8 protein-coding genes are annotated in these 16,077 nt (G+C 46.0%); all 8 read left to right on the top strand.

Annotated features, from left to right (window positions below; genetic code table 11):
* Positions 1 to 47: 47 nt before the first annotated feature.
* Entirely contained in the window at positions 48 to 647 is a 600-nt protein-coding gene (locus ACWA6V_RS00225; protein WP_449520617.1) for a beta-phosphoglucomutase family hydrolase, read from the top strand.
* Between the two features lie 134 nt (positions 648 to 781).
* Positions 782 to 2,149 carry an MFS transporter gene (locus ACWA6V_RS00220; RefSeq protein ID WP_449520616.1) on the top strand — a complete coding sequence of 456 codons (1,368 nt, stop codon included), beginning with the start codon at positions 782 to 784 and terminating at the stop codon, positions 2,147 to 2,149.
* A gap of 30 nt (positions 2,150 to 2,179) precedes the next feature.
* Entirely contained in the window at positions 2,180 to 3,148 is a 969-nt protein-coding gene (locus tag ACWA6V_RS00215) for a glycoside hydrolase family 43 protein (RefSeq protein ID WP_449520615.1), read from the top strand.
* Positions 3,149 to 3,424: 276 nt separating this feature from the next.
* Positions 3,425 to 6,826 (top strand): LamG-like jellyroll fold domain-containing protein, encoded by a 3,402-nt coding sequence (locus tag ACWA6V_RS00210; RefSeq protein ID WP_449520614.1) that lies wholly within the window; start codon positions 3,425 to 3,427, stop codon positions 6,824 to 6,826.
* A 107-nt stretch (positions 6,827 to 6,933) separates the two neighbouring features.
* On the top strand, positions 6,934 to 9,759 hold the full coding sequence (locus ACWA6V_RS00205) for a TonB-dependent receptor (protein ID WP_449520613.1): 2,826 nt from the start codon (positions 6,934 to 6,936) through the stop codon (positions 9,757 to 9,759).
* Positions 9,760 to 10,211: 452 nt separating this feature from the next.
* Complete coding sequence (locus ACWA6V_RS00200; RefSeq protein ID WP_449520612.1) at positions 10,212 to 13,022, top strand: TonB-dependent receptor; 2,811 nt, start codon at positions 10,212 to 10,214, stop codon at positions 13,020 to 13,022.
* A gap of 177 nt (positions 13,023 to 13,199) precedes the next feature.
* Entirely contained in the window at positions 13,200 to 14,678 is a 1,479-nt protein-coding gene (locus ACWA6V_RS00195; protein WP_449520611.1) for a family 43 glycosylhydrolase, read from the top strand.
* 108 nt (positions 14,679 to 14,786) lie between these two features.
* The coding region (locus ACWA6V_RS00190) for a beta-L-arabinofuranosidase domain-containing protein (RefSeq protein WP_449520610.1) at positions 14,787 to 16,077 on the top strand (1,291 nt) is incomplete at its 3' end.

Below are 16,077 nucleotides of genomic sequence, written 5' to 3'. Positions count from 1 at the left end.
GTTTGTGCTCTAATTTCTACCTTACCGGGCAACAATGAGAGCAAAAGATGTACGACCATTACGAAGCACTGATTTTTGACATGGACGGTACGCTAGTCGATAGCGGCCAGTTACATGAATTTGCATGGTCAACCATGCTGAACAAATACGGTATCCCCATTGACCGCTCGTTTATGCGTTCATTGGCGGGTGTTCCCACTAAAGGAACGATTGAAATTCTGCTTGAAAAATTCAATCTCAAGGTCGATGCCAGCCTTGATGAAATGAATGATTTTAAAGAGCAGGTCGTGCACGAGAATATGCACAAATATGTAAAACCAACTGCACTGCTTGAAGTTGCACAGAAATACCACGGCGTAAAACCCATGGCGATTGGCACTGGGGCTTATACCCAGGAAGCCGAAACCATTTTGAAGATTTGTGGTTTGGACAAATACCTCAGTGCTGTAGTCGGTGCTGACCAGGTAAAAAATCCCAAACCCGCACCGGATACCTTTTTACGCTGTGCAGAATTATTGGGCGTTGATCCCAAACAGTGTGTGGTATTTGAAGATTCAAAACTCGGGTTGCAAGCAGCAGCGAGTGCAGGCATGGCGGGAATCGATGTGTTATTAGTCCATGCGGTAGAGAACGATTACTTTTTGTAAAACTAGAGCGAGCCGGATTATTCGGACACTATAAACCGTACAAAACGGTGAGAGATAAAGGAAGCGGCAATACGGCAGAATTCTGTTTGGTATTGCCGTTTTTTTTTAATAACAACACGAGGTCACTATAATAAATGCAAACTAACAATGTGCACGCACCCGATAAATTATCGGTTACCGAAAAAATAGGGTTTGGCGCTGGCGACATGGCGTTGAACGTAGTGATCTCGTCGATGATGTTAATCATCACTTTTTATTACACTGATATTTTTGGTCTAACCCCGATGGATATGGGGATTTTATTTTTCACTGTAAAAATCGTCGGTGCCATTTCCGATTTAGTAATGGGGCAAATCACTGATCGGTTTACTTTCCTGCAAGGCCGCTACCGCCCTTGGTTATTGTGGTTGGCAATTCCCTACGCTGTGAGCGTATTTTTTGTATTCACCACGCCTAATTGGGAATATGACGCAAAATTAATTTGGGCGTATTCCACCTACATCATGATGACATTAATTACATCGGGTGTAGGCATTCCCTATATTTCATTGCCCAGCGCACTCACCAGTGACCCTAAAGAAAAATTATCGGCCAATGGATATCGTTTATTTCTTGCCAAAATCGGCGCATTTATGGTGGCTGCAGTTGTGCCTGTTGTATCAGGCATGTGGGAAGACAAAGCCCTGGGCTATCAAATCGCGATGGCAATTATGTCGTTCATTGGCGCTGTAATGTTTTTATTTTGCTATTTCAACACCTCAGAGCGTGTTGTGCATGTCGTCGAGCCGCAACCGCTGCTCAGCCAGTTTTTGCAGCTATTAAAAAATGACCAGTGGTTAATTCTGGTGGCAGTGTGTATTACCGGCACTATTGGTTATGTGATCCGCGGATCAGTTGCTATTTATTACGCGAAATATTATTTGGGCGGTGACGACACACTGGTATCTGCTTTTATATCTACCGGCGTTGTTGCAGCAATTCTGGCGATGATTGCATCCACCTGGATTACCAAGTTTTATTGCAAGATTAATTTATTCCGTTATACCCAGCTCATCGTAGCTGGCTTGAGCTTGGCGATTTATGTCTTTGTTGATCCGCAAGATGTGTTGCTGGCTTTCATTTTGTACTTCCTGTTGTCTTTTGTTGTCGATTTGCATGCACCGGTATTCTGGTCGATTATTTCTGAAACTATTGATTACGGTCAGGTTAAAAATGGCAAACGTGTATCCGGTTTTGCCTATGGTGGTATTTCAGTAGGACAAAAAGCGGGCATGGGGATTGCGGGTTTGATGGTAGGTTGGTTACTGACCTATTTCCAATATGTGCCTAATCAGGAGCAATCAGAAACATCAATGATGGGTATTGCGCTGATGCTGTCTGTTATTCCCGGATTCTTTCACGCCTTAATGGGGTTGCTGATGTTTATGTATCGCATCAATGACCATTATTACGCAGAGCTGAAAGGCACCATGATGCTTAAAGGTTATATTGCGCGAAATTAAATACGAAATTAAAAGAGTTTGGAGAATGTTGTGAGCGAATTATTAAAACCTCTGATCCCCCAGCGTGCCGATCCGTTTATTTATAAACACACGGATGGCTATTATTATTTCACTGCATCAGTGCCCCAATACGACCGCATTGAATTGCGTCGTGCAAAAACCATTGCTGAGTTAGCTACAGCAAAAACCGTGGATGCCTGGCATAAACCTGAAACAGGTCCCTACAGCGAATTATTGTGGGCACCGGAAATTCATTTCAACAAAGATCCGCAATCGGGTGAATCGGGCTGGTATGTTTACTTCGCTGCTGCGCCCAGCCGTGGAATAAAATTCGATTTGTTCCAGCACCGCATGTACTGCGTGCGCAACAAAAATGCAAACCCGCTTGAGGGTGAGTGGGAATTTATGGGGCAGGTCGATAGCGGTATAGATACTTTCTGCCTCGATGCCACCACCTTTACCCACAATGGCGTACTCTATTATTTGTGGGCGCAAAAAGATGTGGCTATTCGCGGCAACTCCAATTTGTATATCGCGCCCATGAAAACACCTTGGCAATTGGCTGGTGAACCCGTGCTGCTTACCAAGCCAGAATTTGAATGGGAAATTCGCGGCTTCTGGGTAAATGAAGGGCCGTCTATATTAAAACGCAATGGCAAAATTTTTATCAGCTATTCGGCGAGTGCGACAGATGAAAATTATGCGATGGGTTTATTGTGGGCGGATGAAAATTCCGATTTGCTGAACCCTGCATCATGGACTAAATCCAAAGAGCCCGTGTTGTGCTCGGATATTCCCAATAAAATTTTTGGCCCCGGTCATAACAGCTTCACCTACGGTGAAGATGACGATACGGTTATGCTGGTGTATCACGCGCGCACTTACACAGAAATAGAAGGAGATCCTTTGTGGAATCCCGATCGACATACCTTTGTAAAACCATTGCGCTGGAATGAGCAGGGTATGCCGGTGTTTGGTAAACCATCAATGCTTGACTAACCGTAGACGATTTGCGTTTATCCGTCGCTGCTGTGAAGAACCCGCCTTGTGCGGGTTTTTTATTGCCCTTCGTTCGAGCACCACTTATAGAAATAAAAGCACTGCCCGCGGCTTTACTTCTGATTAATTGTATGACAATAATATTTGATAGTAATATTGTATGACATATAGTTCATGCGACTACTAGACCCGGTGTGGCGTTTCATCCCCAGTCTTAAAAGTGGCTACGCCGGGAATTATAAATAAGCAATAACTACACGAGAGAAGGTCAAACACATGAAGCTAACAAGCCTTACGCTTGTCATTGGCAGTCTGCTGTTATTGGGCGGCTGTGGTGGCGGTAGCGACAACAACTCCTCAACCAAGCCAGTTCCTGCATCCCCTGAACCCATTTATTCCAAGCCGACGCTGGCAAGCGGAATCCCGCTGGCGCAAGACGGCTCGGTCAATTGGTTGGATATCGGTGTTCACGACCCATCCGTCGTCAAAGCCGGTAGCGATTACTACATTTTCGGTTCGCACCTGGCAGCGGCCAAATCGGCTGATTTGATTAACTGGGAATATATTTCGGTGCTCTCGGCCAATGATAAGGTTGATGAGAGCCCCCTGTTTAATACCTATTCTAGCGAAATCTCTGAAGGCATCGCCTGGAGTGATGGCTTTAAAGGCAACTGGGCGGCCAATGTAATCAAGGCACCCAACGGCAAATACTGGTTCTACTACAACCATTGCGCACAAACAGAGGCAGACAGTGGCGGCTGCTGGAATCGTTCCTATTTGGGTTTAGCAGAAGCGGATTCGGTCGCGGGCCCTTACGTCGATAAAGGTGTATTCCTGCGCAGTGGTTACCGCAATGCGGGTGAGTTCACCAGCTTCCCGCTCGACAACGGCCAGACCAGTTGGAACGGTGCGGTTGACCCTAATGTGATTGACCCAACCGCGTTTTACGATAAAGACAACAAGTTGTGGATGGTGTACGGCTCTTATTCTGGCGGTATCTTTATTCTGGAAATGGACGGTGCCACGGGTAAACCCAAAGCGGGTCAAGGTTATGGCAAGCATTTGGTCGGAGGCGATTTCCGTGCGATTGAAGGCGCCTATGTGATCTACAGTCCGGTCGCTGATTACTATTACTTGTTCTATTCAGTAGCTGGCTTTGACGCAAATGGCGGCTATTCCATCCGCATTGCCCGCTCCAAAACGCCCAAAGGCCCTTACCTTGATCCTGCAGGCGTCGACATCGCCACTATGGGCACCGGTTTGGAGATTGGCGGCAAGTTGCTGGGCGGATTTGAATTTGCCCAAGCATTAGGTGAGCCAGGTGCTTCATGGGGTTACCAATCACCGGGTCATAACTCGGCCTATTACGATGAAGCAACAAAGCGTCATCTGCTGGTAACCCACACTCGCTTCCCGGCGTCATCTACTGCATATCCCGGTAACATCGAAGCCCATGCCGTACGCACCCATGAAATGTTTGTGAGTAAAGACGGTTGGTTAGTGGTCTCGCCCCAGCGCTATGTTCCGCTTAATGGCAATAACCTGGTCGATATCGCGCAAGTGCCCGGTCACTATAAGTTTGTGAATCAAGGTAAAGCCGTTAATAAAACCGCGATTAAATCCGGCTACATCACTTTGCGTGAAGACCGTACCGTCATCGGTAGTGAAAAAGGCACCTGGATGTCGCAGGGCGATGATTCCATCAAACTGGTATTGGATTCCGGCACTTACTTTGGTGTTATCAAGTGGCAGTGGGATAACGGCAGCAAAGAATTGGTTCCGGTATTTACTGCAATGGCAAAAGATGGCGCATCTGTATTTGGCAGCCGCACCGATTCCATCGCAGCAACAACTGCCGCATTGAATAGCGTCAAAGATGCACTGAATATCAAAACCGAATTGACCATTGCCGACGAAGGCTATTCGCTGCCGACCGTTGGCAAAAGCGGCACTGCGATTAATTGGGTGAGCAGCAATGAATATTTTATTGACTCAGCGGGCAATGTATTTATTCCAACGCCTGACCTCGGCGATAAAACCGTCACGCTCACCGCTAATCTTTCATTAGATGGCCAGACCACTACAAAAACGTTTTCAGTGCATTTAACCGCACGCCCGCCGTTTAAAAATGCAGTAGCGCATTATGGATTTGAAAATACCTTAACCGATTCAGTGGGCTATTTTGCTGCTGCGAAAACTACTGACAACAACCTGTTTAATGTCGATGCAACGGCCCCCACTTTTGCTGCCGGTTACAGTGGGCAGGCTTACGATTTTAATGGTGCCAACGGCGTGCGTTTGCCGGACAACATTATTCACTCCAATGCCTACACTGTGTCCTTTTGGATGAAACCGGAATCGCTCACCACCCATACGCCCGCCTTTTTTGCCGCGAGTGATTTTGATCATTGGATCAGTTTTATTCCGGGCAATGCCTGGTTTACCTCGACCTCATTGATCTGGAGTAATTTCCTCGGCAATTGGAATCAAGTTGTGCATTCTGCAACGGCGCCGGTAAATCAATGGCAGCATGTGGCGATTACTTATGCTGACACCACGATGAAGTTATATATCGATGGCAACCTGGTCGGCTCTATGCCACGCGATGATATTTTCAGCGCGAGTGGCGGACAGTTTGCGCTGGGTGTTAATTTCGGCTGGGATCTGCCTTTTGTCGGCCAAATCGATGAGTTGATTGTGTACGACTACGCCTTGAGTAATTTGGATATCAACGGTGCAGCGATTAACAATCTCACTAATCCTGCACAATTTGCCGGCTTTGTAAAAGAGGCATTGGAGCTGGGCGATATGTCCGCTGTGCGCGAAAATTTTGAATTGATTCGCGTTGGCCCCTTTGTGTCTGGCATTAGTTGGACATCCAGCAATGAAAATTATTTGAAACCCACCAACGGTATTGCAGTAGTTAAACAACCGACAGCCGATGAGGGCGACAAAACCGTCACCTTGACTGCACATATCAATTACCAGGGCTTCACTGACACCAAAGAATTTACCGTTATCGTTAAATCTTTGGCGCCAGCGGAATACAGTTTTGATGGCGATTTAACTGAGAAAAATGCAGTTGCTGCGGCAGGTACAGTTACCGGCAACTTTATGCATAACACTGTCGGTGCGGTGAGCTACGTGCAAGGTGTTAAAGGTTCAGCGGTCAATCTGGATGGCACTTCCGGTGTGCGCCTGCCCGACAATTTAATCACTACGGCCAGCTACAGTATTTCGCTCTGGTTAAAACCCACTGCGTTTACCAATTACACCACGGCATTTTTTGGTGGAGCTAATGCCAACTATTGGTTGAGTTTGGTTCCCTCCATGAACGGCACGGAAAAAACCCGCGTATGGGCTAATGGCCCGGCGTTCTACGACAACGCTGAATTAAGCAGCCGTATTCCCGCCAATCAATGGACTCATTTAGTGGTGATGGTGGATGGCGACAATAACAATACCATCAAGATTTTTGTGAATGGTGTGCAGCAGCTTGAATCCACTGGCTTCCCGCGCGTAATGACAGTGGCGGGTGATACCAATGAATTTGCACTGGGTGTGAATTATTGGGATACGCCATTCAACGGCGCTATCGATGAACTCAAAGTGTTCACCGGCACCATCAGCAACGAACGCATTAACTCACTGTATCAAGAAGGTTCCACTGCACAGTAATCGCAGTAGCGAGGGAGAAAATTGTTCTCCCTCGGCTTGAATTCTTTTTGATGGAGTTAATGGATAAAACATTAACTCAAAATTTACAAAAAATTTTGGAGTTTATTATGTATAAGAAATCAGTCTTGGTCAGCGCTGTGCTGGCCGCAATGATGGCGCAAATCGCCAGCGCACAAGAAGCGCAAAACTCACAACCCGTAGCCGATGAACAAGTAGAAGAAGTTATCGTGCAGGGTATCCGCAGTAGTTTAACCAAAGCATTGGATATCAAACGCAACAGCACACAAATTATTGATTCCATTGTTGCCGAAGATATCGGCAAGTTCCCCGATAACAACGTCGTTGAAGCATTGCAGCGTGTTACGGGTGTGCAGACAACTAACCGTGGTTCAGGCGAAGTATCGGCCGTATCAATTCGCGGTTTAACCGACGTGCACACTACCGTAAATGGCCGCGATGTATTTACTGGCGCGGGCCGCTCGGTGGCCCTGCAAGATATTCCAGCGAGTTTGTTAGCCAATGTGAATGTTTACAAAACCCGTTCGGCTGATCAGGTTGAACGCGGTATTGCTGGATCGATTGATGTAAAAACCCATCGCCCCTTTAATTTTGATGGCGCAAAAATGGTATTGGCTGGCCGCGGTATTTACGGTGATCAGGACGATAAAATTGATCCTAATGTCAGTGCGTTATTTAGCAACCGCTGGGAATTGGAAAGCGGTGGCGAATTTGGTGCCTTACTGAATGTGTCTTTTGCAGAAACCAACTATCGCGATGACACTATGACGGCGGGTGCCGTGTTTCCGTTCTTCAGCGCCAATCCGCATTTGGATTATGCGCCCTACCAAATGATTCCCAACTCGCACAACAATACACCCGTGTGGCAAGCCGGCTTGGAAAATGGCCTTCCCTCTGCGGCAGGTTCAACCCTGACCTTGGACGGTGCAGACTACGATTATTTATTGATGCGCGATGCGGTGTTCGGTACATCTTTCACCGGTAATCGCGAGCGCCCGGCCGCCAGCGTTTCTTTGCAGTGGGCACCGAATGATGAGTTGGAAGTGACTGCAGAAGGTTTTTACACGGGCTACAGAAATACATCGCAAAATGCCATGTGGTTTACCAACACGCTTGAACACCAAAATGGCAATATCGATATCCCGCTCGTTTATGACGGCACTAATGTTGTAAAAGAACATCAGGGTTATGCCAACGGCGGCTTCCAAAGTGGTGACTATTCCACTGGCAAAACTGACAGCTATTTATATGCGCTTGGTGCCAAGTGGACACCAAGTGACAATGTAACGGTCAATTCTGAAATTGTTTATCAAGACAGTAAATTTACCTCTGAATTTTTTGCGATGCGGTTTGCGCGCACTGCATATGGTTTGGATGTGGATTACAACGATCGCGACGGTGTGCCTTCCGTTATTTTTAAAGATAATCCTGCCACCAGTGCACTGGATGAATCGGACATGGCTGCAGTGGGCAATTGGAATGCCTCCGGCATGTGGGACAACGGCGGTGGCAATCAAGGTGATTCAACCAGTGTGACTACCGATGTTGAGTGGAAATTGGATGGCCAATTTATCCAAACGCTAAAAGTCGGTGGCCGCCTTGAGCAGCGCAATGCACAAGATTTTGGGCGCGGACAAGATTCCTGGAGTTACGCCGGCACTGTGACTGAATTGATGGATGATTTGGTTGCTGCAGGTGCGTCGGGCGATGGCTCCGGTTTGATCTTCACGGTGGATGACTATTTTGCAGGCCGCGCGAATATTTTTGATAGTTTTATTACTGCTGACGGCAGCTATTTGTTAGCAAACGCCGATGCAGTGCGCAGCGTGTATGGTTTGGAAAAAGAAAGCGTCAATAAAAACTTTGATGTCTCTGAAGATTCTGCCGCACTTTATGCAACTACCAAATTTAACCTGAGCGATGCATTGAGCGGAGAGTTCGGTGTGCGTTATGTGAATTACGAACAGGATATGGAGTTCTGGTCAGAGACGGGCACTAACACCAATATCTTCAATAACAATACCGGTACCGGCAAGGCAGACAAAGTATTGCCGAGTCTGGTATTGAATTGGAATGTGACTGACGATCTGGTGGGGCGTTTCGCCTATACTCAAACTCTGCGCATGCCTAACTTTGGGGATTTAAATCCGCTGCAATATTTCCAGGATCCCCTGACCTCAATTCCCTATGGCACTGGCAGTGGCGGCAACCCGGATTTAAAACCGACCGAATCCACCAATTATGATGTTTCGCTTGAATGGTATTTTGCCGACGGCAGTTCGCTGTACGGCGCCCTGTTCAAACGCGAAATTGACGGCTTGGTGATTGGCGGCAAAAAAACCGTCAACCGCACCGGTAACGACGGTGTAACACGTGACTATGTACTGACCACGCTGGTCAACGCGGCTGACGGTGAGCTTTCCGGTTTGGAAGTCGGGCTGGTTTATTTCCCGGATAATTTACCGACAACACTCGATGGCCTGGGTGTGCAAGCAAGTTTCACTTTGCTCGATTCATCACAAAAAACACCTGAGTACAGTTTAGCGGGCGATATTTCCGGTTACGTGGATTCAAAAATGTCGGGCGTATCCGATTCCTCTTACAGTGTGGTGTTGGCCTACGACAAAGATGTCTTTGATGCGCGTTTGTCTTATGTCTGGCGCGAGAAATTTTACGCTGGCAACGAGGCCGCTATCTTCGCTAACCCCATCCAATTCTGGCGTCGCCCGGAGCAGAGTTTGGATCTGCAAGTTAGCTACGATGTGACCGACAACTTGGTAGTCACCTTTGATGCCACTAACCTTTTAGACGATGTGTACCAAAGCTACTACGGTGAAGGCAACGAGGATTTGTTTAACTTCGGCAGTGCCATCTACTCCAAAACCTTTGCGGTGGGTGCGCGCTACTCGTTTTAACTAGAAAAAACTGGCATATTATTAATACTTGTATATAATCATACAATTATGGTGTGATTTGATTCATTTATCTGCCAGCTTGTTCGTTGTTGTTTTGCTCGGAGTCTTATCCTTTTGTCGTTGGATGGCGTAACAGCCTTTGTTATGCCACTTTTCAGGCCGTTACAGCTTGCTGTGGCGGCTTTTTTTTTGCTTTTCATTTTTACATAAAAATCTATTTTTACCTGTTGACGATGAATGCTCAGAGGGATAGTATTTAATTTGTCTTACAATATGCATAATAATTCGGCAGTTCCTTGTTAATAATAAGGGTAATCACCATTCCTACCCTGTGAGACACCAGTAGCAGTCCGATTTTTATAAGACAAATAAAAGCACCGACTTAATAATAACGATTACTGCACCGATCCAACCCCTCGGCTCAAGTAGTAATCGAACACGGGAGATCACTCATGTTCCAGAAAAAAACACTTAGCTTATCTATCGCGATGATCGCCGCTCTAGGTTCCTCTTATGTCGCTGTTGCGCAGGAAGAAGACCAGGTGGAAGAAATTGTAGTGACGGGAATTCGCGGCAGTTTGACGCAGGCTTTGGATGTAAAGCGCAACAACACCCAAATCGTTGATGCAATTGTTGCTGAAGATATTGGTAAATTCCCCGACAACAACGTGATTGAATCCTTGCAGCGTGTAACCGGTGTGCAGGTAACCAATCGTGGCTCAGGTGAAACCTCCGGTATTTCGATTCGCGGTTTAACCGATATCAACACCACTGTGAATGGCCGCAATATTTTTACGGCATCGGGCCTCGCGGTTGCACTGCAAGATGTGCCCGCCAGTTTGATCAAACAAGTCGATGTTTATAAAACCCGTTCTGCTTCGCAAATTGAAAATGGTATTGCGGGTTCGGTGGATATTAAAACCCAGCGCCCATTTGATTTTGATGGCCAAAAATTTGTAGTCGCAGCGCGTGCGATTAACCAAGAGCAAGCGGACGAAATCGATCCCAATATCAGTGGCCTTGCAAGTAATCGCTGGGAAACGGGTTCTGGCGAATTTGGTGCCTTGGTAAACCTTTCTTTCGCCGAAACCAATTATCGCGACCAAAGCATTACCGCCGGTGCGATGGTGCCATTTGCTACTGATGACCCGGTTGCTCCGTTTGGCAATTACGAGCGTATTTTTTTAGATCACAGAGATGTTAATGGTGTGATCGATGTTATTGAGAATCCAATCTGGACTCCGGGCTTATTGGATGGCTTACCAAATACTCCAGGTTCGACTGTAAGTGTGAATGGTCAGCCAATGGAATATATCCTTGGCCGCGATGCGATTTTCTCCAGTGATTTCACTGGTAAGCGCGAGCGCTCTGCCGCCAATGTGTCTTTGCAATTTGCGCCGAATGATACCTCTGAATATACCTTTGAAGCTTTTTATAACGGTTATCGCAATGAATCATTCAACTCCCTGTTATTTTCTTTCGCTGACTGGTGGGGTTCTTACGCAAACAGCCCAACGGCAAAAGCCGATGCAAACATAGTGTTGTTTGAAGGCACGAACATTGTTAAATCCAGAAGCGTAAAAGATAACTGGTCATTCACCAGCGGCGATTTAACAACCGGCAAAACCGATAGCTTTGTGTACGCTTTAGGTGGTGACTGGGAGTTAACTGATAATCTCAAGGTGAAATCAGAAGTGGTTTATCAAGAGAGTACGTTTGAATCCGATTTTATCGCTGCGCGTTTTGAAAATGCCCGTTACGGTTTGAATGTAGACTTCAATGCAGGTGGTGGAATTCCTGCGTTTAGTTTTATCGATAATCCTGCAACTACTGGTCTCAATGAAGCCGATGTGTCGGATGTCGCTAATTGGAGAACCGCGCAGCTGTACGACAACGCCAACAAAAATGAAGGCGATGCCGTTACTTTCACTACCGATGCAACCTATGATGCAGATGCCGGTATCTTTAAGCAATTCAATGTCGGTGTGCGGGTTGATCAACGCGCTGCAGCTGAGTCATTTAGCCGTCAGGAAGGTTTTAATCCTAATGTCGCTATCACTGACGAATTAGCTTATATCAACAATGGCTTCTTTGATGGTAATGCCGATGTGCCAACGACATGGGCTGTTGCAAATGGTTACTACCTGCGTTCAAACGCAGATGCAATGCGTGCAGCTTATAACTTGAAAAAGTTGGAACTTGTCGAAAGTTTTAATATTGATGAGTTAACAGCATCTGCTTACGTCACTACGCGCTACGAGGCAGAAGTAGCAGGTAGAACATTGGATGGCGAAATTGGTTTGCGCTATACCAGCTCAGATACCGATATGGAATTCACCGATACCGCCTCAGCAGCAAAAGAGGTGTATGACGATTCAGCGAGCACCACTAAAGTGTTGCCCAGCTTATCTTTGCGTTATGCGTTAACCGATGATTTGTATGCGCGCCTGGCATACACAGAGACATTACGTCGTCCAAATTTTGCATCATTGAATTCGCGCATTGTTTACAACGAAGATGTTACCGGAATTGGCTACGGTACTGCCGGTGGCGGTAACCCGGATCTGAAGCCTACCGAATCGCAAAACTATGATTTCTCATTGGAATGGTATTTTGCGGATGCAAGTTCATTGTACGGAACTTTATTCAAGCGTGAGATTGAAGGATTTGTCATTGATTTTCGTCGCCAGGTACAGCACGAAACTCCGGCTGGTGAAATGGGCACTTATGTACTTAGCCAACCCTACAATGCATCGAATGGTGAATTGACCGGATTGGAGTTGGGTGCAGTTTGGTTCCCGGAAAATTTGCCTAGCGTGTTAGATGGTTTTGGTATTCAGGCGAGCTACACCGCATTGGAATCATCGCAATCAACACCTATTACTGATTCCAAAGGCACCATTATAGAAACCAAGACAACGGATTTGTTCGGCGTTTCGGATGAGTCTTACAGTGTCGTTTTGGCTTATGAAAAAGAAAAATTGGGCATGCGTTTATCCTATGCATGGCGTAGTGAGTTCCTGAATAACTACGAAGCGGCATTGTTTGCGAACCCATTGGAAGTTTGGAGAAAACCAGAGTCCAGCATGGATTTGCAAATTACCTATGACGTAACAGACAATCTGGCATTAACCTTTGATGGCACTAACTTGACCGAAGAAATTTATCAAAGCTATTACGGTGAAAATGGATCCACCACCAATAACTTTGGTTCTGCTCTTTACAGTCGCACCTTTGCAATTGGAGCGCGTTTGACCTTCTAATTTTCTCGTTTCTGCTTAAACACTTCGCAGTTTTACTGTTGAGTGTTTAAACAAACTCATAAAGGCCAATCATTGGCCTTTGTCGTTGAGTTTCACTCTTGCTGTTTATGTCACAGGCAATGGTGAAACTCATTTTTTTTGTGCCTTAAAAAATAATTAATAACTGAGGGTCTCACTATGTACAGCTTTGTTCGTTTATTCAGGTATATATCAACAGCAATAGTTTCTGCAGCAGCAATTTTAGCCATTAGTTTTAATGCATCTGCAATCACGTTAACCGGCACTACCGATATTCACGATCCATCCACCATTATTAAAGATGGCAATACCTACTGGACATTTGGCACTGGTGGTGGCGCAAGTAATTTTCCGATTAACGCACTCTACTCAACCGATTTAATTAATTGGAAGCGCGGCGCATCGCCCATTCCCGCCAATACCTATCCCGCCTGGATCAGCAACAAAGTGCCTGGTTTTGACGGCAATTTTTGGGCGCCGGATGTGATTGAAATGAATGGCAAATTTTATTTGTATTACTCCGCATTTTCATCCACCTCGGGTATGCGTTCGGCCATTGGGGTGATGGTCACCAGCTCGCTGAATAATCCCAATTGGCAAGATTTGGGCATGATAGTGTCAACTATCGACGAAGGAACTCTGAGTGGGCAGCCAGTGAATGCGATTGATGCTGGTTTATATCGCGATGCGCAAAATAATGTATGGATGGTGTACGGTTCGCACTATGCGGGAATTTTTGTTCGCCAAATTAACCCAGCCACCGGCAAGCTGATGAATAGCAGCCGTTACCCGGTAGTGGGCAATAATTATGCGTGGCATGAATATGAAGCTGCGCAAGTAAAATACATCAACGGTTATTACTACATTTTTGTGAATCTGGGCGAGTGTTGTCTGGGCAATCAAAGTAACTACTACATAGTCACTGGCCGCTCCCCCAGTCCAACGGGGCCGTTTATAGATAAAAATGGTAAGAGTTTATGGAATTACGGCGGCAGCACACTATTAATGTCCGATGGTAATTATATCGGCCCAGGCCACTTTAGTTATTTCTATAACAATGGCCAGCATCTTGCGTCAATCCATTATTACGATGGCACCACCGCAAACGGTTGGCCTGCTCGTTTGGATCTATTGCAAATGACTTTCACCAATGGTTGGCCGGTATTCAATCGCAACTTTTCAATAAAAAGCGATGCTAATGCGCGCATTAACGGCACCTATCGTATTACCCCTGCGCACAGTGGAGAATCGTTAGATGTAGAAAATTGCGCAATAGCAAACGGCACCAATCTGCGCCAGTGGAGCTGGATCAATAACAGCTGCCAGAAATTTATTGTTACGCGTGTTGATGATGTGTGGCATCGCATCTCGCCTGCCAATGCAAGCGACAAAGCTTTCGATGTAAATTCATTCTCAACTGCTGATGGCGCTAACCTGATGTTGTGGACATATGCTGGCGGCCACAATCAACAATTCCGTTTCCAGTCTGCAGGTTCCGGCCGTTATCGAATTATCAATCGCAACAGTGAAAAATGTTTGGATATTGCAGGTGCATCTACAGCGGATGGTGCCAATCTGTATCAATGGCAATGTGTGGCGAACAGCACTAATCAAATGTTTACTTTGCAGGCGCAGTAATTTTAACAGGCCTTCACTCGTTGAAAAGTTACGTTAATCCTGTGTCAGAAATAACGATAAGCATTATATTCCCACCTATTGGTGGGAATATTTTTCAGGAACTTTATAATGAATCTACTTAATGCATGTCGCGTAATTGCGCTAGGTTTCAGTGTTTGCATAGCTCCGGTTTTCGCGCTGGAGCTTGCGCCATTGCGCGATGTGCAGTTATTGGAAAGTCCATTCCTACATGCGCAAAATACTAATAAAAATTACTTGATGGCGTTGGATGTTGAAAAATTGCTTGCACCATTCCGCCGCGAAGCTGGTTTGCCATTTAAAGAAACCTACGGCAACTGGGAGTCCACAGGGTTAGATGGCCATATGGGTGGTCATTATGTTTCTGCGTTAGCGCTGATGTATGCCTCTACGCGCGATAAAGCTGTATTGAAACGTTTGGATTATGTCATCGCCGAATTAAAAAAATGTCAGGACAAAATAGGTTCCGGTTATATCGGCGGCATTCCCGCAAGCAACAAAATGTGGAGTGAAATTGCCAAGGGCGACATCCGCGCGGATAACTTCTCTACCAATGAGCGCTGGGTACCCTGGTACAACCTGCATAAAATTTACGCCGGTCTGCGCGATGCTTATCTTTACGCCGATAATACCGATGCGAAAAAAATGTTGGTGAAATTATCCGATTGGACAATCCGATTAACCAAAACATTATCGCCTGAGCAGATGCAAACCATGCTACGCACCGAGCATGGCGGTATGAATGAAATATTTGTCGATGTAGCAGAAATTACAGGCGATAAAAAATATCTCGCCCTCGCACAAGCATTTTCCCATCAAGCGATTTTGCAACCGTTGGAGAAATCCCAAGACCATTTAACCGGCTTGCATGCCAATACCCAAATTCCCAAAGTGATCGGTTTTAAACGCTATGCCGGTGCGACTAATAATCCTGAGTGGAATCGCGCAGCGGAATTTTTTTGGCAAACGGTAATCGATAAACGCACTGTTGCTATTGGTGGAAACAGCGTGAAAGAACATTTTCACGATACACAAGATTTCTCGCCCATGGTCAACGAGGTTGAAGGACCCGAAACCTGCAATACTTACAATATGCTCAAGCTCACCGAGTTGTTGTATCTGTCTTCTGCTACAAATAACTCTGCACCGCAGATTAAATATGTAGATTATTACGAGCGCGCACTCTACAACCATATTTTAGGTTCACAAAATCCCACAACCGGCGGCTTTGTGTATTTCACTCCTATGCGACCCAATCACTACCGGGTCTATTCGCAAGTGCAGGATGGTATGTGGTGTTGTGTGGGGTCAGGTTTGGAGAGCCATTCAAAATTCGCTGAATTTATTTATGCGCGTGATAAAAAATCCAAACACACTCCCG

This window comes from Cellvibrio sp. (assembly GCF_053579595.1).
The sequence above is the reverse complement of the archived record's forward strand: the minus strand, read 5'-3'. Positions and strand labels throughout refer to the sequence as shown.

Coding starts and splice junctions, on each gene's coding strand:
- ACWA6V_RS00225 (WP_449520617.1), top strand. CDS start 48: ATGTACGACCATTACGAAGCACTGATTTTTGACATGGACGGTACGCTA.
- ACWA6V_RS00220 (WP_449520616.1), top strand. CDS start 782: ATGCAAACTAACAATGTGCACGCACCCGATAAATTATCGGTTACCGAA.
- ACWA6V_RS00210 (WP_449520614.1), top strand. CDS start 3,425: ATGAAGCTAACAAGCCTTACGCTTGTCATTGGCAGTCTGCTGTTATTG.
- ACWA6V_RS00205 (WP_449520613.1), top strand. CDS start 6,934: ATGTATAAGAAATCAGTCTTGGTCAGCGCTGTGCTGGCCGCAATGATG.
- ACWA6V_RS00200 (WP_449520612.1), top strand. CDS start 10,212: ATGTTCCAGAAAAAAACACTTAGCTTATCTATCGCGATGATCGCCGCT.
- ACWA6V_RS00195 (WP_449520611.1), top strand. CDS start 13,200: ATGTACAGCTTTGTTCGTTTATTCAGGTATATATCAACAGCAATAGTT.